Raw genomic sequence first — 21,205 nt, 5'->3', positions numbered from 1 at the left:
AATAGGGTATTTTAGGTTATTAACTTCTTAGTTAGCATTGTTTAAATCCATTAAATGTCATTTGCTAAGCTGAAAAGCAAGATATATTTAGAAATCTATCCACTTTTAGGGTGCGGATCTCCCAGAGATTTCATGTGTGCTTCTGATCCGCACCTAAAAGCGGTGTTGTATCACTAATAACCTCTTCACTATGAATAATAGATTTGTTTCTATTTGCTACATGCTAATCCACAACTGATCGACAAGAGCCCTACAACGCTTTACTTTCATTAAATAGCTTAATTGGTAGTTTTAATCATTATAGTATGTTTGCCTGTTAAATTACAGTGTTTTACCATTAATTGTACTTTAGTTACTCTCTATGCCTCCCTCGCCATATTCTTTGAATTGTAAAGTTTTTAAAAAGTATGATCGTTGTTTCATAGATATTATACTTATTCATATAGCATGAATAGCTACCATTCCCCATCGACCTTAACACATTTTAAAGTTTGTACAATCAACAGAAAAATAAATTCATATTATTTTAGTAGTTCAATCAGAAAGGAGGGGAATAACATGGGATTACGACGGAAATGTTGTGGGATTGCGTTAGGGACAAATTATAGCCCTCTACCTAGTCTACCTTCTGATGGGACATCAGCGATTCTTTCAACGGTAACAATTACTGTACATGAACCTACTGATACTGTTAGATTAATGGCTTCAATTTGGTCACAGACTAGCTCGTCAACTGTACTCACTTCACCACTTCGAGGAAATACTGTTCAATATCTAATTGTCCGAACTTCCAATAATGCTACAATTAGAAACGTATTGGATACAGATTTCGATGAAATGACAACTACTTTTACAGCTTTTGATCAGCCAGGGGTAGGAACATACACCTATAACTTAGTTGGAAGTATTTCACGTTCGACAGCACCTGCACAAAATGAAGTTGTATTATCGGTTAACTTTACGGCTGAAGAACTTAATGTAGTATAGTGCCTTAAAGGTTTTGCTTGAGCTGCTCGATTATTTGTAATCGCAGCAGCTTCTTTTTTTCTTCAATCGGTTTCAATAGATACAATATAATACAAACCGAAAGACTGCATTTATTTGCAAATGCAGCCTCTTGCTTCTTAATTTTCCTTTTCCAATATATAATCGTTAGGGAATCGTTTTTTTATGCCAAGTAGATAAATACTTGATCCAATTAAGAGGAATCCTGCAATGAGAAATGTTAGTTGGACACTCATGTACTCTACAATTACTCCAAAGGCTAATGTCGATATTCCAAATACCAATGAAATCATCGAAGATTGTACACTATAAATCTTTGGTAAATCTTCTGCAGATGCTTCCTTTTGTAAATATGTGTGTATGGTGATCCCTTTTATTTGATCGAGGAATCCACTTATAGCGACCATTATTAATGCCAGCCAAGCTATTGAATTTATTCCAAATAAAAACGTTATAATGGAAACACCAAAGGAAGAGTATAACACTGTCTTTCTTATGTTCTTTTCAAGTTTTACAGAAAATCTCGAACAGATTACTCCACCGAGTAGCAAACCTAGAAAAAACGCTGTGTTTATATATCCCCACCATGCTTCTGTTACCTTTAATACTTCAGTTACAAATACATAAAGAATGGCTGCTACCCAAACTACGTTCGCCATTGCTTCTATAAAAATCATGACATGGATGCTTCGAAAGAACGGATTTTTCCATATCGTAAGCCAACCTGCTTTTAACGTTTCAACTGTTCTTTGTTTCTCAACTTTAACTTGGAAAGGTGTATGATCTACAATCCGTATCATCATAATTGTAGATACGATAAATAAGGAAAAGGTAAGCCAAATTGTATTTTGGCCATTTATTAATGTAACTAGCATTCCTCCCAATGCCCAACCACCTATTTGAACCGTTTCATTAATCATTGAAATAATACTGTTTGCTTTCAATAATTCGGCTTCTTTGACCACTCTGGGAATCATAGCATTAGTTGCCGGCATGGCCCATCCATCAAAGAAAGCGATGAATAGGATACAATAAACAATAAGCCAAATTCCAACTGTTAATTGAAAACTAAGACAAAATGCTAGGATGAATAAAATAGTCGTTTTACTTAATTGAGAGCTTACCAAAAGTGATTTCAATCTGTATTTGTTCAGTAGTAAAGGTGAAATTGCCCCACTTATGAATCTTCCAAACGTATTTAAAAACGGTAACAATACCAAATACATTGCGGACCCGGTCATCGCATACAAAATAGAGATTAACCCCATGACATAAAAAATATCGCCTAAATTAGCAAACAATTGACCCATCCATAAAAAACGGAATGAATTACTTTTCATCATCTCTCCCCTTATTTACCATGTTTATTTTGATGATAAAAAGGGAATTTTACAATGGACATACCCTCCCGTTTATATTTTGTTTTTTATTGAAATTCAGACTGATTCAAGGTAGACAAGGCAGAATACTCAAATTATTATGGGGAGATAGTGAAAAAGATTTGGTCCGGGTCAAAATTAGCTGTCAAAGACCTGGGTATATTTTACTTTGTATAAGGTATACCACTTTTTAATCAAAGAAAGCACAGATTACACAATTACCTTTCTGAAAAAACAGCCATTCATATTAATTTTTATATTATTTATGATCTGGGTGTGTCTTTAAAAACCAAAAAGCAATAATCTTCCCTAATGGAAAAATCCCTGCTCAATAGCTAGTTAAGTTATTAATGTGATTCATCAGATAAATTCCTACAAGTTATCAGAAGTGTAACATATTCATAAGGTCGATGGCAGACTTTTTTTATTTTATAGCCAACCCCTCCCTATAAATGCATTTGGAGTATTGTTTATCTGTCGAGTATCACTCTCATCATTAAGCTTCTCAAACATAATGGACGAACCTCTAACTACAATAGTATTCGTTTTTTTAGTTTGGCCCATTTTAATGAGGGTATTAAAGTAAGGCTTCCGTCTTTTGTCAGCAGTCTCCCTTATGCTACACTAAAAATATACGGTTGCTCGAATATTTCTTTCTATATGCAGAAGGAGTGAATAGGATGCAAAAAAGTCAATTTGAAAAGATTAAAAATGGTAAAGGGTTTATTGCAGCACTGGATCAAAGTGGCGGCAGTACGCCCAATGCACTTGCCGCATACGGTGTTTCAAAAGATGCATATAGCAATGAGGGTGAGATGTTTGATTTAGTACATGAGATGCGAACAAGGATTATTACATCACCTGCTTTTAATTCAGATAAAATCTTAGGTGCTATCCTTTTTGAACAAACGATGGATCGGAAAATCGAGGGCATGTACACAGGAGATTATTTAGCCGAAAAGAAAGGAATTGTACCTTTTCTAAAAGTGGACAAAGGACTTGCCGAAGAATCAAATGGCGTACAACGAATGAAACCAATCGACGACCTGGACGAAACGTTGGAGCGTGCTAAGGAGCGTCATATTTTCGGTACGAAAATGCGCTCAGTAATAAAGGAAGCCAATCCAGAAGGCATCAAAGCCGTTGTTGATCAGCAGTTTAAAACCGGAAAACAAATTATAGCTGCTGGACTCGTACCAATTATTGAACCAGAAGTTGATATTAACAGCCCGGAAAAGGAAAAATGTGAAGCGCTGTTAAAAGATGAACTTCTAGATCATCTCAATCACTTGCAAGAAAATGAAAACGTGATGTTAAAATTAACCATCCCTACTATTACAAATATATACAAATCGCTCATTAACCATCCTAGGGTGGTTCGCGTCGTTGCACTTTCCGGCGGATACTCCACAGATGTGGCGAATGAAAAGCTAAAAGTAAATGATGGACTAATTGCCAGCTTTTCCAGAGCTTTGAGTCAGGACTTGAATGTCAACCAAACAGACACCGAGTTTAATGAAAAACTCGCCAAAGCCATTGATTCTATTTATGATGCTTCTGTATAGAAATTTTAGGACTAACGCCCTTATAGATTTTATTAATTTATAGCTATACAAAAAGATGTAGTACAAACCACTTATATTTTTCGAATTCACTTATCGACTTTAGATGTTATTATTGGCACAAACATACCCCTTTAGAGTGCATCTTCAAAGGGGTAAAATTTTCTTAGCTTTATTTTAATATAAACGTTTTTCTAATGTATATCATGCTTTTTGAAGTTACCGCCCTTAACTTCTGCTACATCATATACCGTTACAAAGGCATTTTCGTCAATTTCACGAATGATTTCTTTCATTTTGCTATCTTCTAAGCGGTTAATCACACACGTGATTTCCTTGAATTCTTCATTAGAATAAGCGCCTCGAACGATATTAAACGTTGCCCCCCGTCCTAAGCGGTCACGAATGGTCTCTATCATTAATTCGGGTTCATTTGTAATAATTTTAAAGGTTTTAGAACCGCTTAAACCTTCTTCAACAATGTGAATGACTTTAGAAGCAATAAAATAAGCGATTGCCGATAAGATCGCTCCTTGAAGACCGAATACGGTTGAGACAACAATAAAGACAAACATGTTCAAAAATAAAATAAGATCACTGGTTCCAAAAGGTAATTTACGAGAAAGTAGTACGGCTAACATATCAATTCCATCTAAAGCACCGCCATTACGCAACGCTAAACCCATACCAAAACCGATGATGATACCACCAACAACAGTGACTAATAATGTATCTGCCTGAACAATAGTCGGCACATGGTGCATGACACTAGTGCCGGTCGCTAGTGAAGCGATACCGATAACCGAATAAATGGCAAAACTTTTACCAATTTGTTTATATCCTAAAAATATGAATGGGATATTCAGCAATGCAATGAGAAGTCCTAATGGTAACCCAATTAACTGTGAACCGACAATACTCAGGCCTGTCACTCCGCCATCGGAGACATTGTTAGGAATTAGCACCGATTCAAGTCCATACGCTGTTATAAAACCCCCAATAATAATCAATAAGATTCGTGGAACAGCCATAAGTTTATGGGGTCTTCGTTTTGTAATTGTGCTCATTTTAAAATCCTCGTTTCAAACTTTTTTATTCAATTATGTAATTATTTGATTACACATTCGCACTATTTAGAGTTAAATTATATTCGTTTTTTATAAAAAATAAAACTATTTTGAAGTGCTCAAATAATAATTATGTAAAATTTATTTATTAACTGAGTAATATTATTAACTCGTTTATTATAAGTAAACCAATTCTCCCTTGACTTATTTAAATCCCCCTTTCGGTTTAAAGGGGGATTATCTATTTCTATCGTGTATTTAAGCTTCTTTTATCGCAGGTTTCCCTGCTTCAATTAATACTTTGTTTTTGCCTAAGAAGATGGACAGTATGATAATAAATACTCCTGTTCCTGCTAATAGCCATTCGATTTTGATAAAATCTGCCATCGGACCGAAGATAAGCATTCCTATTGGCATCATCGAAGTTGAGATCATCCCCATTACTCCGAAAACTCGCCCTAAATAATCTTCCTCTATCGTCTCTTGTAATAATACAGTCGTTGGTGTATTAAAGATAGGCATGGCAATTCCGAAAAATGCCATGAAGAGGAGATAGATCCAAAAGATTGGAACGATCCCGAGCGCAAATGTACAGACTCCCATAATGATACTTGCTAAAGTCATTGTTTTAATTTTATTTGGAAAGCCTCCCCAGGCAGCAATTACTCCTCCGCCGACCATCATCCCAATGGAAAAGGCAATTTCGATCGCTGTTAGTCTCCATATATCATCCCCAAAGCTTCGTGTTACTTGTAATGGAGTCAAGAAGGCAGCTGGAGCCATTAATACAAAGAACACAGCAAAGAATAGGAAGAATGTTTTCAAAAACGTATGGTTATATACGTATTGTAATCCTAGTTTAAAGTCACTAAAGTAACTCGTTGTTTGTTTTGTCAATGCCTTTTCATGGACAGAGATTTTTAAGAAGGCAAGCAGCGTAACAATTGCTATCGTTGCCGTAATCACATCGATGAAAAGGATCATTTCAATCGATGCTAATGATAATAATGCGGCACTGACAATTGGGGAAACAAACATAATCATCGCTTGAATGCTTCCGTTTGCTCCGTTTACTTTCGTCAGTTTATCTTTTGGAACAATTTGTGGCAAAATAGCACCAACAGCCGGCGTTTGAACACCCGTTCCAAAAGCACGAACCGCGGCAATTACGAATAGCAACCAAATTGCATCAAAGCCCATTAAAAAGAGAATGGCAAGAATAAGTGTTGCTAATGCAATTAGACCATCTGATACAATAATGAGCATTTTTCGATTGTAACGGTCTGCCCATACTCCTGCAACAGGCGATAAAATAAACGTTGGAATAAATCCGCAAATAATGTATAACGTCATCATCATACCCGACTCTGTCGTCAGAGTGATGTACCACATAATCGCGTATTGAACGAGAGACGATCCAAATAATGAAATCGTCTGGCTACTTAAAAAGAGAATAATATTCTTTAACCAATTCTCATTATTGTTTGTATGCATGAAAGATCAACCCATTTCTATTTAATTTTCAAATTCCATCCTTCACCTACATTCATAAATCTCTTGGCGCTCTATTTCATATTTGTTTTTTTCCACAACAAAAAAAGAGGTAGACTCATCCCCTCTTTTAATACAACCGTTAAATGTAGGTTTTCTTAAAAATAGACAGACCAATCCCGTTACTCTGAACGTAGGCAGAGCTTTCAAACGTATTTAATTAACGAATGAACGTAGGGAATCTCAATCTCATTGATGCTGTCACAAGAAAAACCTCCATTTCTTTATAGCTGTTAATATCATAGCAAAATCGTTTTATGAAAACAATCATTAATTTGCTACTTTGTTATTAGATTAAAATAAATAATGCGACAATATCACCGATCGCTCCTATACAATAATAAAACGAATGATAGTCATGTTCGATTCTCAATTTACAAAAATCATGAAGTTGGGTATGCAACAAAACTAGATATAATAATAGAACTCAATAACATAAAAATTATTAGGCTCGTTTAAAGTTAATTGTTGATAACTTAAATGTGGTTGCCACCTGTTAGTTAAACAAAAAACTTTAAATCTTTAGCTTTAAACCTTCGTGCGTTGCTTTAAAACCTAGCCGTTCATAAAACCTTAACGCATCTGGTCTTTTTTTATCAGTTGTCAGTTGTACCAAATGACAACCGCGTTCTTCTGCACGTTGAATTGCCCATTTTATAAGTTCAGTACCTACACCCTTTCCTCTTACAGAAGCGGATGTTCTCACTCCTTCGATAGTAGCTCTCCATCCACCTTGATGTGTTATATAAGGTGTAAAAGTAATTTGTTGTACCCCAATCACTTCATTTCCGTCACAAGCCACTATTAACTCGTTATTGGGGTCAGATGTTATAGCCTCAAATGCTTTTATGTAACTATTTGGAAGTGGTTGCTCATAACGCTCACGTTTACTTCCCAAAACATCATCTGCCAGCATTGCAACAATGCAATCTAAATCTTTTTCAGTAGCCATTCTGAACCTTATTTCTTTATTCAATCCAATCCCCCTCTTATAAGTAAAACTTTTATCAATTTCAATGCTAACTGAATCCACAGCATAAGTTAATTATAAGTATTTTATGATATTCAATAAGCCTAAATGACAGCTTGATCTTCTGCTAATGTATCCTATCTAAATTTAAATCTAGTTTGGCTTCAAGTATTAGAAAGCATTCAACATCAAAGAAATGAAGTCAAAATGAATGACTTGATTATTAGAGGGAATCTAATACAAAATTTGGAAAGCTATGATACACTTAGATTAACTAAATTCACGATTGTAACATCGTATCTTCTTCTACGAAAGGGCAGGTTAGTTGAAGAAGAAATAGATAATTAGGAGTTAAGGAAATGGAACACAATATGAGACTTTATGAAACACCTTTTAATTCAATTAAGACTGGTAGAAAGAAAGTAGAAGTAAGATTGAATGATGAAAAAAGAAGAAAAATAAGTGTAGGGGATACTATAAAGTTTACAAAAATTCCAGAAAATAATAAAACACTAACAGTTGAGGTCATTGAATTAAGGGAGTTTCCAACATTCAAAGAAATGTATAAAAGTATTCCTGCGAGTGATTTTGATGCTGTTGGTGGTTCAATTGACGAAATGGTAGAATGTACTTATAGAATATATACTCCAGAGAAAGAAAAGGAATGGGGTACATTAGCAATTACAATTAATTTATTAGATTAAGGCTTATTAAGTAACGGTAGCTTTAGTTGAAGAAGAGCATACAACGAAACAGAACTTCCAAACAATTGGAAGTTCTAATTTTTTCATTCAATATCACATTAAACTTTAATAAAGCGATTTATTAATAAAATCCCGCATGTTAGACTGCCTTTCTCTGAAAGTATAAATATCCTCCGAGACAAAACAAGATAAAGCTTCCTCCTACAACGATTAATAATTGTTCCCACGGCACAAAAAATACATCTTCAGTGCCTCCGCCTATATACATCATTGAAAACGGTTGGGCCCATGGATAATACGGACCGAAACGCTCGGAATTAATAACTAATATGGACGGGATGGTAAAAATCACATTCACAGCAAAAGGCGCAGCAAAGCTCTTAAACAAGATAGACATCCATAATTGCAAAGCGACTAACGGTAATGTTGCCACCCATCCGCCAAAAATACTTTTCCAAACAATATTTATCGGAAAAGGATCGACAAAACCTTTCACCATCCCCACTGTATAAACAGCAGCAAGATATAATATTTGCATACTCATTACGAGGATCATTAATAGTATGTATTTCGAGAAAAATACTCTTCCTCTTGTGACAGGCATAGCTAATAATTGTTTCCATCCACCTGATTGATGTTCATATCTGCATATCGTACTTGCTAAAACCCCTGTGATTAAAGGTAAAAATAGTATAGCATACGTTAGATTCATCGATAATAATGATAGATACCATTCATTCACTTCAACACCTATATCAATCACATTTGTCGTTAACCCGATGAAAATTCCAATCAACGGTCCTGTAAAAATAATTGGCAGCATCTTTGATTTTCGTAATTTAAACCATTCAGATTGTAAAATAGAATACATTATTTCACATCCCTTCTCGTGAAGTCGACCATGCCAACGATATACAGTACAATTCCTACTCCCAATCCTAGCATGACATTGATGATCGGCTCATTCCATTCATTCATTAATGATGGCCATTTCCAAATCATCCAATCTGGCAAAATAAATGCCGAATAAGCGAATATTACGCCTAAAACCCCTGTTGTAATCGGAATTGCTTGGTTTTGACTGACGATCGAAATCCAAGTCTGCAGTGCCAGTATAGGTAATGCGGCAAAATAAGGATAGAAGCTATGTTTTATTAATTCCGCATAAGGAATCGCTCCCTCTAAATTCAAAGAAATTCCATAAGCTAAGGAAAACAACATTAACAGTACGGAAGACAAAAATAGTAAACAAGCAAGAACAGTAAATTTAGATAAATATACACTCATTTTTGAGAGAGGTAACGAAATTAACTGCTTCCATGCATTTGTTTCATTTTCAATACTCGCGATAAAAGAGGTTAGAATAACGATTCCTAATACGATGGCAAGGGGAATAAAGGAGTTTACATTTAATAAGTAATACCCCCACTGATCCTCACTTTGCTGTAATAAATAATCTTTTCTAACTCCATAATTAACCATTTGTAAAGCCACGACACCCAATGGTCCTAAAAAAGTGAGAAACCAAAACCCTTTCCGTTTTATTTTTAAAAAGTCAGCAAATAAAAGTTTCCCTATCATCCTACTTTCTCCTCCGTCGTCATTTGCAGGAATATATCCTCTAGCGATCTTTTTTCCTCTTCCACCCGATAAATCGAAAATCCATCTTGGACGAGGATTTGAACTGCTCTTGCTACTTGTTCATCTGAGCGCTCAGATAAAAAAATCATGTCATCGTGCCAATCTGCTTTTATTCCTTTGCCTAATAATGATCGCCACGCTTGCTTACTATCGCCAGCCTTTATTATTACCTTTTGTTGTGCGTACGCGCGTAAAGTTTCGATGGAATCTTGAAAAATCATCTTTCCTTTCGTAACGATGCCAACCGTTGTTGCCATTTGTTCAATTTCTGTTAACAAATGACTCGAAATTAAAATCGTCATTCCCGTTTCAGAAGGTAATCGTTTAATTAGATTTCGTATTTCAATGATGCCAGATGGGTCCAGTCCGTTTGTAGGCTCATCCAATATGAGCAGTTCCGGATGATTTAATAGAGCAGCAGCAATGCCTAATCGTTGTTTCATTCCTAATGAGAATCCTTTCACTTTTTTATGAGCCACATCGGATAATCGAACAATCTCTAATACTTCGTGAATTCTTGTTTTCGGAGCACCTACAATCATCCTCATTGCTTCTAAATTCTCATAAGCAGTTAAATGAGGATAATAGGATGGGTTTTCTACTAGCGAACCGACTCGTTCTAATATATTGATTCGCTCTTTTTTTAAATCCTTTTGGAAAATATGGATCGTGCCTGCTGTTGATTTCATCAGCCCTAAAAGCATGCGAATCGTCGTTGTCTTACCAGCACCATTGGGCCCCAAAAACCCGTATATTTCTCCTTTCTTTATTTTCATATCCAATCCTACTACTGCATCTTCCTTGCCAAAACGCTTTGATAGATTTTTTGTCAGTACAACATATTCCATTTATCTCACCTCATCTTCTATCATAGAAAGGGTAGGTTAAAACTAGGTATCCGGAAAGGTTAAATTTTGTTTAAAAAAAGGGTGTATTTGAAAGTAACCATTTCAAATACACCCTTACTTATATTTCTTTATTTTAACGATTGTTCCATTTTCACTTGACGCTATATCCCAATCCAAATTCATGCCTTTTACCATCATATCAACAATGGACAAACCAATCCCGGCACCTGCTTCATTTGATTGATGTTTCATCCCTTTTCCACGATCTGAAATAACGATGGCATCATATTTATCTGTGGACTCTGTTTTCACATGAATATACATTCCACTTTTAGCATGACGCAACACATTTTGCAATAAATTATCTAGAATGCGTCCTAACCAAATTGGATCAACCATCCATTTCTTTTTTTCAAATGAGCTTAATTGAACTTCCATTTCAAATCCTTCTTTTTCAAAAACAGGATACCATGAAGCTAAACATTCACGAACAAAACGGATTACATCCATGTCCTTCGGGTCAAATTTATATTTACTATCCATTAATAAAGTATAGGACATTAAATTATCAATTAACCTATCAATGTTCACAATCGAGGACTCTAACGCCTTTATAGCCTCTTTCCCATCCCGTGATAACTCTTCCTTTGCGATCGAATAGCTTTGCGCTCTGATTTTTGTTAAAGGCGTTCGTAAATCATGGGAAAGATTCGCAATCAACTCCAGGCGTAATTGTTCCTCCTCCTGTTCTCGTTGTTTACTTTCCCTTAACTCAAATACCATTTGATTAAACGTTTTTTCAAGTTGTCCAATTTCATCCTTTTTGTTTACATGTATTTCAATCGGCAGACCATCAACATCTCGTATTTCCATTGCATCTTGTAATTGCAATAATCGCTTTCTAATCCCTCTGAAAAACAAAAAGGAAACAGCAATAAATAAGGCAATAAAAAAGATGACACCGAATAATAAAATCATTCCATATTGTTCATACACTTTTGCCACCATTGGGCTAAATGCTTCTCTTTGGATCTCAAATACAATAAATCCATGCGATTCATCTTTTCCAACAAACGCAATTACCGTAAAAGGGTCTCCGTCATAACGCTCTTTTATAAATTTTGCTGTAAAGGCAGATGACCATTCAGAAGGAAGTGACTCTTTAACGTCCATTTGTTTAATTAACATTCCATGTTCATCGACCCAGAACATCGATGCATCTTCATATTGACGTTTCCACTTTGTAAAATGTTGTTCGATTGTTTCCGATGTGAATGGTTGCAGATCTTTTGCTTCAGCATGCCACTTTTCCTCTATTTTAGTTAAACCCTCACTACCTTGTGACAAGCTTTCCCCTTCTAAGTTTTTTGCAAGTCCAGATACAAAAATAGCAATTACTAGGTATGAGATTTGAACGAGGGAAATGGCTAATAAAATAATGAACATGTACTTCGCTAATAAGGATCGGAAAAACTCCCTCATAGTTTTACCCTATATCCGATTCCACGAATGGTTTCAATAATAGTTGGCTTTGCCGGGTTCTTTTCGATTTTCTCCCGTAAATAACGAATATGGACCATTAATGTCTTATCTCCATCAATATAACTTTCTCCCCAAACGCCCTCATAAAGCTGCTCCTTCGTTAATATTTGGTTCAAATGCCGAATAAAGAATTGAAATAAGTGGTATTGCTTTCCTGTTAAATGAATTTCGATACCTGTGTCGTTGTCAACGGTCCTCATATCTTTTGTATAAATAGTCAAATGTTGTAGTTTTAATGTGTCGTCATTCTTTTGATATCTTCTTAATAACACCTCAACACGCGCCGTAAGCTCATCTGGGTGAAAAGGTTTCGTTAAATAATCATCAGCAAAGTGAAGACCCTCTATTTTATCTTCCACCGCTGTTCGTGCGGAAAGCATTAAAATCGGTAAGTCTCCATCTTCTTTTTTGATACGTCTGCCAATAGAAAAACCATCTAATCCTGGTAACATTACATCTAAAATGACGATATGGGCGGTTTGTATATATTTTTCAATACCTTCGCCCGATCGCAGCCACGTTACTTCATACCCTCTTTCCGTTAAATCCTTTGTTACCCAACTGCCAATTTCAGTTTCGTCCTCTATATACAATACATGGACCATTTTCCTCTCCAACCCTTCACCTAACATAGAGTGTAAGCTCCCGTCGGAAGCATCTCATTAAAATTTATCATAAATACTCCCGTTAAATAGTGCTACTACATCACCAATCGCTCCTACGCAAGCGAATAAGAAATAATAACTCGCAATGGTAATCTCTTTATTAAACAGTTCTTTAAATGCCCGAATGAAAAGTTGCTCAAATTTGAACCAACTTAGCACCCATGCAATAATAATAAAACTAATGATAGTCATGTACACTTCTCCATTTATCAAAATATAAACCTATATAACTATAGCATGATCGTTATTTTAATGTGAAAAATTCAACTAGTTTAAGCTAGTAATCAGGCTCGCTTATTAATTACTTGGTTTAGTAGCTTCCTTCGAAATAGCTACTTTCCAAGAAATAATCGTAGTGCTGTCTCTAACCTCATTATCTTTTATCTTGTTCAACATGAATCGAATGCTTTCCTCATCTTTGGTATGAGAGAAAGAATGATAAATATTCATTGGGTTTACATATGGTTCATTTGGGCATTCAAGTAAACCATCAGTAGTTAGAAAAAGACGATTTTCCCCTTTCCGCAATTCCCTCATCCCTAGTGTATAACAAGGAACGTCCAGCTCGAACGTATTGATTTGCCCTATCCACTCGTAAAATTGCCTTTGATTTAACTGATACTGGCCAAGTGCAGCGAGTTCGCGATGAAATAAATAAAGAACGCAATCTCCAACTGAAAACCACCATATAAATTTATCTTTTCTAGCAACAATCAAACAAGCAGTTTCTCCACTAACCTTTCGACAAGCGGAAAGAAATTCTTCCGATTGGAACATATTTAAAATCAACTCTTCAAGTCTTTTAAACATTTGATGATTCGTAGGCATAGATAATACATGTTTGATTTTGGATTTTTCCCTAGTAAATTGCCCTAAAATGAGTTCAGCACTCTCTGATGTGTTATGCGAGTCCAGAAGAATAGCGAATTCCCAGTCTTGCTTTTTATTTAACCATACCAAGCACCCATCTTCATTCTTGAATTGACCGACATTGGAATTACCTCCGTAGCGCCCAACCATAATATCGTCGTTTAGTTGAAATATATTTGGGGTGTCTGCAAAATTTTCTTGGCTGCCGATCCAGCAAAACTCCTCCACATAATTACTCATATGGGGTATTCTCCAAATATGTTTTAATACGAGAGCAAAATTCAATCACATCATTTGGGTCTCCCATTGGAGCATTATCCCAATCATAAACGGAATGAGGTCCCCAATGTTCTTTAGGTGTGTTTGGATAACGTGGGACAAGATGCATATGAAGATGAGGAACAGCATCACCTAAAACATAAGAATAGACATGTTCAGCCTTCTCGCTTTCCATTAGCGCCTTGCTTACTCTAGCAATCATCAGCCCAAACGCCGTTGCTTCAGCCCTATTCATATCACCGAGTGTTGGAACATGTCTTTTCAAGTCAATCATAATGTGACCTAAATAGTTTGGATTCCCATTTCTGTCGATGTGCCCGACATAAACATATTCATCTTCGTAAATGATAACTGCTGATGTTTGAATCGCACCAGCATGCTTATTACAAATGAAACAATCCGCCATAAACCATCCCTCACCTTTCAAATATTCCTAAAATTATAATACAAATATAGCTCTACTAGTATATTTTTATGAAATTTTATCTTAAAAGGAATAGAAAGAACCGGAAACAAGTCGTTCCCGGCGTATCATTTTCGGCATCTTGACAAACAAAAATCTTTCATATTCAATTGATCTCTACGATTTCTATCGCAGTGTTTTGTAAGAAGGGACTTGGTTCCCCTACACTGTATAGCTGCAAAACATGCATTGCTCTTGTGCAGGCGGTATAAAACAATCTGCGCAAGTTCTCATCACCATAAGCTTGCGCAGATGCATCGTAAATAATAACGGCATCAAATTCAATTCCTTTAGCTAAATATGCCGGTATGACGACGATACCTTGTTCATATTCAATCGAGCCACTTTCCACAAGTTTAATTCCTTCCACATCACTTAGTGATTCGTAGGCAGCAGCGCTTTCCTTGGCGGATTTGCATATAATCGCGATTGTCTGAAATTGCTGCTTGCGCAACTTTTCGATGTTGGAAGCGATGAGATGGTGAAGCTCGGCGTGATCGGATCGTTTCGTTAGTGCTGGTTTCTCTCCGCCACGTTCAAAAGCCACAATTTGATTCCCGCCTGGCACAAGCCCCCGTGTAAACTCGACGATCGGTTTTGTCGAGCGATAGCTGCGCGTCAAGTGAATGGCAGTCGTTTCATCTGGTCCGTATAAAGCGGTAAGTGTTTGGAAATCAACCATTTCATGCGCATGGGCAAAGATGGCTTGGTTAAAATCTCCAAATACCGTCATCTTTGCTGAAGGAAATAACAGTTTTAAAAACTCAAATTGAAACGGGGAGTAATCTTGAGCCTCGTCCACAAGTACATGTTTAATCGAAACATTCGTTTGAAACCCTTGGATCAGTTCTTTTAACAATAAAAATGGAGTCGCGTCTTCGTAAAATAGTTTTCCTTCACGAAGCATTTCCATTGTTAATCGGCATATGTCCTTCCATTCATCTGGTGTTTCCCCATCAATCCACTGTTTAATATTCGCTGAATCAGAGAAAAGCTGCATATATATTCCAGTAAAATCGACGAAGCGAAGAGTTCTGACCCATTTGCGCAATGGTTTTAGCTTTTTGCGAACGATCATACGCGCAAGTATGTTGCTTTCCCTTTCATAATCATCAAAATCGTCATCTGTAATATTTCCGTTCTTTTGCATTTGGGTGTAAGCCTTCTGATACTCTTCATTACTAAGCAATTCGATTTCATCCTGAACCCATTGTTTCGTCATTTCGACCTTTTCCGTTTCATCTATTTGCTCTATAAGCCACTCTTTTATCTTTTCAATTCTGTTATAAAAGCGGAGTGAGGTGTCTTGGCTATAAAATCTTGCTGCTATTTGTTTAGCTGATACAAAGGATTTTCCTCTAAATTTAACCCCTTTGAAGATCATCCCAGCCAGCTCCAGCGACTGCCTATATGTTTTAATCGTCTCAAAAAAACGGGTCGATGCCTTGAATTGAATACTTGCCGTTCTTATTCGATAGGAAGGATCATTCATGCCTGTTAAAACAAATTCTAATTGTTCGTAAGGATTTTCCACATGAAATGCGTTACCCAACCGATAGTCTAAGTACTCTTGGAATGTGGCCTGTTGCATATTTTCTTCACCAAGCTCAGGTAACACTCGGGAAACGTAATGATTAAACATCGCGTTTGGTGAAAATAAAATAATTTGGTCGGCTTTGAGCCATTCTCGATGTTTATAGAGTAAGTAAGCAATCCGTTGTAAAGCGGCGGATGTTTTACCACTTCCGGCTGCACCTTGAACAATAAGCAGCCGCCCGCGATCATGACGAATGATCTGATTTTGCTCTTGTTGTATCGTAGCAACAATGCTGCGCATATGTTTATCCGTGCTTTTACCAAGCGCCTGCTGTAAAATCTCATCGCCGATCGTAATACTTGTATCAAACATCGACTCGATCACACCATTTTGAATCATGTATTGCCACTTTTCCTCCAGTTTGCCGCTGATTACGCCTCCAGGTGTCGTATATTCTGCTGGACCAGGCGGATAATCGTAGTAGACACTTGAGATCGGCGCCCTCCAGTCATATACTAAGAATTCCTCTCCACTTGTATCTGTGAGTGTTGCAACCCCGATATAGATCTTTTCTACATCCTTATTTCCTTCTTCAATGAAGTTGATCCGACCAAAATAAGGTACATCATGCATGCGGCGTAACGCGGATAGCCGATTGACTTTATGCCGATGAGTGCTCTGAGTTACACTTAAAGCTTGAGCTTGCTGTCTCAAGCCAATGATCGTCTCAAGATAATCGTCAAACGTATCGACATTTATTTTTACATCATCCCAAAAATGTTTACGAATATTGATAACTTCTTTACGTCCCCGTCCAGTTTCCTCTTCTAACTTGTCGATTTGTTCGTCAATTGTCTCAATAACTATATCTAACCGTTTTTGTTCTTGCTGAAGTTCATCGTTCATATTATTATTGCACTCCTTTAAAATTAGAGTTGACACCCAGAAGATTTTGATGTAAAATTAAAATAAGGATAATTATTTTTTAAAATAAAGATTTTGGGTTTCTATACTAATTTACCACACTTACCTTATTGGTTCAATACATATAGGCATGAATACGATCGTTAAAAAAACCTATACAAAGCAATTCTATTACAACTTTTTGACCATATCCCATGATGTTCCATTTACACCAACTTTCACAAATCCATCCCTTTCATATAAGCGAAGCGCAGGATTTTTAGGGTCTACACTTAATGATAATGAAATATAATCAGATTGCTTGGCTTTGTCAATCATTTCATTAAGAAGAACTGTTCCTAATCCTTGCCCTCTATATTCTGGTAAAATCGCCATACTTAGAACTGGTATGTTTTTATTAATATATCCATAGGTTTTATTGGTTTCATCAAATAACCGCACCTAGACTGCTCCAAGCGGGGTATTGCCTTCATCAGTAGCAATATAAGCGATGTCCCCTTTTCTTCCCCAATTACACAAGTATTTCTCGATATCAGGTTGTTTTAAAACTTCCCGTGCGGGCCGTTCTTCTTCTTCGGTCACGTAAATCGCTTGATAAAGCGTTTCCCAAAGGAACTCAATATCTTGATTCTTAGCTGGCCTAACATTATAATTTGCCAAGCTCATTCCTCCGTCCTTTTTATATAGTATCCATCGCTGCTTGAGCTTTTGTTCCCTACCCTCCATACGAACAAAATCCAGTGCACCTTCTTAATTCTGCCTTTTTTATTAAACAAATTAAGAAACATCATCAATACATTCATTTTCGTTTAACTTAATTTTTTTAATCTTGCACCCTTCCACAACGAACCCCATCGATTTATAAAGAGCGATTGTTCGATGATTTGTTAAGAAAACACCTAAACTAAGTTTTTTAATTAACGGATTTTCTTCAGCAGCCGCATTACCAAAAGATAACATCAAGCAGTGCGAATTTATAACTTTATAGATGCTGAATTTCTTCGTACCTTTTGTGGGAAGGACGTGTCATACTTGGGATAATCTTAAGTACTAATTAGAAAATCTTAACCTACGTAAATATTGAAACCTTTAACTTATTTTATTCGTAGAAGAACTGACAGGAGGTTGAAATCATGCATGAATACAAATTTGTAGAAATTAAACTATCTTCTTGGAACAATAAGCCGACAGAGGATTATAGAGAAATCATTAAAAAACATGCAAAAGATGGATGGAGATTCGTCCAAATTTTTGCTCCAGCTATTAAAGGATATGGTTCTGCTGCTTATTTTGAAATTATTTTTGAGAGACCCCTCAATGAATGAAGGGTTCTTTTTTTAAAAAAACATCGATTAAATATGCAATTCTCCTTAATTTCGATAATACTTCGCAATGACCACACCCAATTAACTTTTTGATCTAACAATCCCATAACATACGAGATCTTCGTATCGATCTTCTTTCCGCACATGCTCAACGAGAATCCCTTCTTGTTTCATTCCTATCTTTTGCATCACTTTTCCTGAAGCTGGATTTGATTGAAAATGACGAGCAAATACTTTATGATATTGCTTTTCATCGAAAGCAAATTGTACTAACGCCTGTGCTGCCTCTGTCGCATAGCCATTTCCCCAAAATGGTTCACCAATCCAGTAGCCTAATTCACCATGATGGAACATTTGGTTATTCGATAATCCAATCGCTCCATACAATTCTCCACTATCCTTATCTGTTATCGCAAATTCAAACGATTTGTTTGTATTAAAATGGTCCAAATGGTGTTCAATCCACGATAAAGCATGGTCGAGCGTATACGGATAAGGAAGTAGCAACGTATGCCGATAAATCTCATAATTATTGCAAAGTTTAGCAATCGTAGCTGCATCGAATTTTTGAAACAGTCTTAGTGCTAACCTTTTCGTGGTAATTGTTTTATTTTGATCGTCGTAGATCATGAGAAGTCCTCCCTAGCTTATTAGCATTTTTGCCACGCGGAAAATTACGATAATAAAATGATGATAGCTTTCCTATTCGCTAGATTTGTAGCAAATCCTTTATTAATCTTCCAAATTTCATTTTCATCCACTATCTATTTATAAGTGATTAACTTTGATTCTCCAGATCATATGGTGAAAGTCCTCTCCCCAATAATCTTTTAATAAATAATCTGGTTCTCCAAATTTCTTTTTCCATATTTTTTGAGCATGCTTATATCCTGAATCTAAACAGAATTCTTCTATGCCTTTCCTTTTTAAAGTTGAATACATTCGATCTAATAATTGATTGCCAATTCCTTGCCTTTGATAGGTTGGATGCACGAATACGGTCCCGACTTCCTTTAATTGTTTTAATGCATGGTCTGTACAATGATTGATAAGTGAACTTACCGGGCCATATTCGATCGACCCAATTATTTTTTGTCCATCTAGAGCAATTAAGAAATATCGCTCTTCCCCCTCACTGTCTAAATCCCTTTTTAGAGCGTTTTTCTTAACTTTTATTTCTTCCTCTATATCATCTAGCATATCTTCAATTCCCTCTTTTAAAAATGTATCGGTTATTACTATTCTAAAAAACTCGTGTAACTTTATTTGTTCGTCTACCCTAGGTCTTCTAATTAATACATTTTTCAATTTTATCGTCCCTCTCCGCATCTGGATATCATCAATATAATCAAGAGCTAAACAATTTGCCAATGATGTTTTTAAAAGGTAAAATAAAACCGTCCAGACGGTCAGTTAAAGGAGTGGTTCTTTTGACGAAAAGAGCAAATAAAAAAGTTCTATTAATAGAAACGGCAAAGCAATTATTAATGGATGATAAATTAGAGACTTTGACGTTAGATGCCGTGGCAAAGGCGGCGAACATGAGCAAAGGTGGATTACTTTATCATTTTCCAACAAAAGAAGCATTGTTGAACAGCTTAACCACGTATATTTTTGAAAAGATGCAGCAGCGCTTTTTAGAAATCGCAGCCGAGTTACCTGAAAGTTCCTACCGTTATACACTGGCCCTTATCCAGTTAACAGAAGAGGACTTAATAGCCAATGCGGAAGTAAACGTGGCATTGCTTGCTCAAACGACGCTTCCTGATGAACTTAAACAACAATTGTCACAAATGTATCAGCAGCTGTTATCCTATCAAGATCATGACACAATTGATCAACAAAAACAGCTCTTCGTGCGGTTTGCATTGGACGGTTTATATTATAATCAATTATTCAAACTGGCTGCACCAACTCAAAGCGAAGTGGATCAGACGCTTAATTATTTAAAATCATTTATTGTGGAGCAACAGTAATGGGATTTCTTTGGCTATCTATTGCAATTATTTCAGAAGTGGTTGGAAGTTCTCTTCTAAAATTAACGAATGGATTTAAACGTATTGGACCGACAATCGGTGTCGCATTAGGTTATGGAGTTGCTTTTTATACACTTTCGCTTTCCTTGAAAGAATTGCCACTCGGCATTGCCTATGCGATTTGGGCAGGCGTCGGAACAGCTTTAACGGCTCTTATTGGCATCATCTTTTATAAAGAGACGATCCATTTCAAAAAAGCGCTCGGCATCTTATTTATTATCGGTGGCGTCGTCCTCCTAAATAATGGAATGTAGGAGGTTAATAATGAAGGGATTTATATTTTTAAGCATATCGATTACGACAGAAATCATCGCCACGATGTTATTAAAATTATCTAATGGATTTACCGTTATATTGCCAACGATCGGAGTAATAATAGGATACGGTTTAGCCTTTTATTTTTTGAGCAAATCACTGGAATTTATCCCGCTAAGCATTGCTTATGCGATTTGGTCAGGTGTTGGCACAGCTTTAACAGCGATTTTAGGGATTATCTTCTTTTCAGATCCAATCAATCTAGGGGTTGTTCTAGGTATCTTATCCATTATATTTGGTGTCGTTATGATGAATGTTCCAAATGTGAAAAAAGCAAAAAATTAAAAAGGATTCAGTGAGGTATTAACATGAAGAAAATAGCAAAGCTTTTTTTTGATGACCGCATTACTTTTCTTAAACGGATGCCACTCGAAAGAGGAAAATAACATGAAAAAAGATATATTAAAGTTAGTTTCTCAAGAGCAAAAACGCACAGTTTTTTATCATCTGTGCGTTTTTGAATACTGATTTAGTTACGATTCTAATACGCTATTTTAAGTGCTAAAATGGTGCCGCGAATTT

24 protein-coding genes and 1 pseudogene are annotated in these 21,205 nt (G+C 36.2%); 8 read left to right on the top strand and 17 right to left on the bottom strand.

Going from position 1 to position 21,205, the window contains the following annotated elements; genetic code table 11:
* Window positions 1-558: 558 nt before the first annotated feature.
* A complete protein-coding gene (locus KHA95_RS04730; protein ID WP_213136338.1) occupies window positions 559-987 on the top strand; it encodes a hypothetical protein in 429 nt (142 codons plus the stop codon).
* Between the two features lie 137 nt (window positions 988-1,124).
* Here KHA95_RS04730 and KHA95_RS04725 read toward each other — a convergent pair whose 3' ends face one another.
* Complete coding sequence (locus tag KHA95_RS04725) at window positions 1,125-2,345, bottom strand: MFS transporter (RefSeq protein WP_213136337.1); 1,221 nt, start codon at window positions 2,343-2,345, stop codon at window positions 1,125-1,127.
* A gap of 719 nt (window positions 2,346-3,064) precedes the next feature.
* On the opposite strand from KHA95_RS04725, the gene KHA95_RS04720 reads away from it, so the two are divergent.
* Window positions 3,065-3,949, top strand: a complete 885-nt coding sequence (locus KHA95_RS04720; RefSeq protein ID WP_213136336.1) for a fructose bisphosphate aldolase — start codon at window positions 3,065-3,067, stop codon at window positions 3,947-3,949.
* Window positions 3,950-4,140: 191 nt separating this feature from the next.
* Here the strand turns inward: KHA95_RS04720 and KHA95_RS04715 are convergent, their stop codons facing one another.
* From KHA95_RS04715 to KHA95_RS04705, 3 genes are all read right to left on the bottom strand, one after another.
* Window positions 4,141-5,013 carry a YitT family protein gene (locus tag KHA95_RS04715; RefSeq protein ID WP_213136335.1) on the bottom strand — a complete coding sequence of 291 codons (873 nt, stop codon included), beginning with the start codon at window positions 5,011-5,013 and terminating at the stop codon, window positions 4,141-4,143.
* Between the two features lie 258 nt (window positions 5,014-5,271).
* A complete protein-coding gene (locus tag KHA95_RS04710) occupies window positions 5,272-6,507 on the bottom strand; it encodes an MFS transporter (RefSeq protein ID WP_213136334.1) in 1,236 nt (411 codons plus the stop codon).
* 571 nt (window positions 6,508-7,078) lie between these two features.
* Complete coding sequence (locus KHA95_RS04705) at window positions 7,079-7,516, bottom strand: GNAT family N-acetyltransferase (RefSeq protein ID WP_481748417.1); 438 nt, start codon at window positions 7,514-7,516, stop codon at window positions 7,079-7,081.
* Window positions 7,517-7,672: 156 nt separating this feature from the next.
* Between KHA95_RS04705 and KHA95_RS04700 the strand changes: the two are divergent.
* Together KHA95_RS04700 and KHA95_RS04695 are read left to right on the top strand one after the other, a co-directional pair.
* Window positions 7,673-7,822: pseudogene (locus KHA95_RS04700) on the top strand (IS1595 family transposase); the annotation flags it as partial.
* Window positions 7,823-7,893: 71 nt separating this feature from the next.
* A complete protein-coding gene (locus KHA95_RS04695; RefSeq protein WP_213136332.1) occupies window positions 7,894-8,238 on the top strand; it encodes an ASCH domain-containing protein in 345 nt (114 codons plus the stop codon).
* Window positions 8,239-8,377: 139 nt separating this feature from the next.
* Here the strand turns inward: KHA95_RS04695 and KHA95_RS04690 are convergent, their stop codons facing one another.
* From KHA95_RS04690 to KHA95_RS04640, 11 genes are all read right to left on the bottom strand, one after another.
* Complete coding sequence (locus tag KHA95_RS04690) at window positions 8,378-9,109, bottom strand: ABC transporter permease (protein ID WP_213136331.1); 732 nt, start codon at window positions 9,107-9,109, stop codon at window positions 8,378-8,380.
* On the bottom strand, window positions 9,109-9,819 hold the full coding sequence (locus KHA95_RS04685) for an ABC transporter permease (protein WP_213136330.1): 711 nt from the start codon (window positions 9,817-9,819) through the stop codon (window positions 9,109-9,111). The genes KHA95_RS04690 and KHA95_RS04685 overlap by 1 nt, the downstream gene beginning before the upstream one ends.
* Window positions 9,816-10,727, bottom strand: a complete 912-nt coding sequence (locus KHA95_RS04680; protein WP_213136329.1) for an ABC transporter ATP-binding protein — start codon at window positions 10,725-10,727, stop codon at window positions 9,816-9,818. Before KHA95_RS04680 ends, KHA95_RS04685 begins: the two co-directional genes overlap by 4 nt.
* A 114-nt stretch (window positions 10,728-10,841) precedes the next feature.
* A complete protein-coding gene (locus tag KHA95_RS04675; RefSeq protein WP_213136328.1) occupies window positions 10,842-12,209 on the bottom strand; it encodes a HAMP domain-containing sensor histidine kinase in 1,368 nt (455 codons plus the stop codon).
* Window positions 12,206-12,874, bottom strand: a complete 669-nt coding sequence (locus KHA95_RS04670; RefSeq protein WP_213136327.1) for a response regulator transcription factor — start codon at window positions 12,872-12,874, stop codon at window positions 12,206-12,208. Before KHA95_RS04670 ends, KHA95_RS04675 begins: the two co-directional genes overlap by 4 nt.
* A gap of 57 nt (window positions 12,875-12,931) precedes the next feature.
* Window positions 12,932-13,126: a hypothetical protein gene (locus KHA95_RS04665; RefSeq protein ID WP_213136326.1), complete on the bottom strand. Its 195-nt coding sequence runs from the start codon at window positions 13,124-13,126 to the stop codon at window positions 12,932-12,934.
* Between the two features lie 105 nt (window positions 13,127-13,231).
* The gene (locus KHA95_RS04660; RefSeq protein WP_213136325.1) at window positions 13,232-14,044 is read right to left on the bottom strand and encodes a PP2C family serine/threonine-protein phosphatase; all 813 of its coding nucleotides are present in this window, start codon (window positions 14,042-14,044) and stop codon (window positions 13,232-13,234) included.
* A complete protein-coding gene (locus tag KHA95_RS04655; protein ID WP_213136324.1) occupies window positions 14,037-14,489 on the bottom strand; it encodes an HIT family protein in 453 nt (150 codons plus the stop codon). Before KHA95_RS04655 ends, KHA95_RS04660 begins: the two co-directional genes overlap by 8 nt.
* A gap of 163 nt (window positions 14,490-14,652) precedes the next feature.
* A complete protein-coding gene (helD, locus tag KHA95_RS04650) occupies window positions 14,653-16,989 on the bottom strand; it encodes an RNA polymerase recycling motor HelD (RefSeq protein ID WP_213136323.1) in 2,337 nt (778 codons plus the stop codon).
* A 189-nt stretch (window positions 16,990-17,178) separates the two neighbouring features.
* Window positions 17,179-17,448, bottom strand: coding sequence for a GNAT family N-acetyltransferase (locus KHA95_RS04645; RefSeq protein WP_213136322.1), 270 nt, complete (start codon window positions 17,446-17,448; stop codon window positions 17,179-17,181).
* A complete protein-coding gene (locus KHA95_RS04640; RefSeq protein ID WP_213136321.1) occupies window positions 17,449-17,667 on the bottom strand; it encodes a hypothetical protein in 219 nt (72 codons plus the stop codon).
* A gap of 473 nt (window positions 17,668-18,140) precedes the next feature.
* Here KHA95_RS04640 and KHA95_RS04635 point away from each other — a divergent pair, with 473 nt between their 5' ends.
* A complete protein-coding gene (locus tag KHA95_RS04635; protein WP_213136320.1) occupies window positions 18,141-18,332 on the top strand; it encodes a DUF4177 domain-containing protein in 192 nt (63 codons plus the stop codon).
* An 81-nt stretch (window positions 18,333-18,413) separates the two neighbouring features.
* Here the strand turns inward: KHA95_RS04635 and KHA95_RS04630 are convergent, their stop codons facing one another.
* Both KHA95_RS04630 and KHA95_RS04625 read right to left on the bottom strand, forming a co-directional pair.
* On the bottom strand, window positions 18,414-18,962 hold the full coding sequence (locus KHA95_RS04630) for a GNAT family N-acetyltransferase (protein WP_213136319.1): 549 nt from the start codon (window positions 18,960-18,962) through the stop codon (window positions 18,414-18,416).
* Between the two features lie 138 nt (window positions 18,963-19,100).
* On the bottom strand, window positions 19,101-19,640 hold the full coding sequence (locus KHA95_RS04625; protein ID WP_213136318.1) for a GNAT family N-acetyltransferase: 540 nt from the start codon (window positions 19,638-19,640) through the stop codon (window positions 19,101-19,103).
* A 122-nt stretch (window positions 19,641-19,762) separates the two neighbouring features.
* Here KHA95_RS04625 and KHA95_RS04620 point away from each other — a divergent pair, with 122 nt between their 5' ends.
* The 3 genes from KHA95_RS04620 to KHA95_RS04610 are packed head-to-tail and all read left to right on the top strand — an operon-like array spanning window position 19,763 to window position 20,968.
* Window positions 19,763-20,308: a TetR/AcrR family transcriptional regulator gene (locus tag KHA95_RS04620; RefSeq protein ID WP_213136317.1), complete on the top strand. Its 546-nt coding sequence runs from the start codon at window positions 19,763-19,765 to the stop codon at window positions 20,306-20,308.
* Window positions 20,308-20,622 (top strand): DMT family transporter, encoded by a 315-nt coding sequence (locus KHA95_RS04615; protein WP_213136316.1) that lies wholly within the window; start codon window positions 20,308-20,310, stop codon window positions 20,620-20,622. Before KHA95_RS04620 ends, KHA95_RS04615 begins: the two co-directional genes overlap by 1 nt.
* Window positions 20,623-20,632: 10 nt before the next feature.
* Window positions 20,633-20,968 (top strand): DMT family transporter, encoded by a 336-nt coding sequence (locus KHA95_RS04610; protein WP_249316590.1) that lies wholly within the window; start codon window positions 20,633-20,635, stop codon window positions 20,966-20,968.
* Window positions 20,969-21,205: the final 237 nt, after the last annotated feature.

The organism is Bacillus sp. FJAT-50079 (genome assembly GCF_018343515.1).
Classification (GTDB): domain Bacteria; phylum Bacillota; class Bacilli; order Bacillales; family Bacillaceae_C; genus Lederbergia.
The sequence above is the reverse complement of the archived record's forward strand: the minus strand, read 5'-3'. Positions and strand labels throughout refer to the sequence as shown.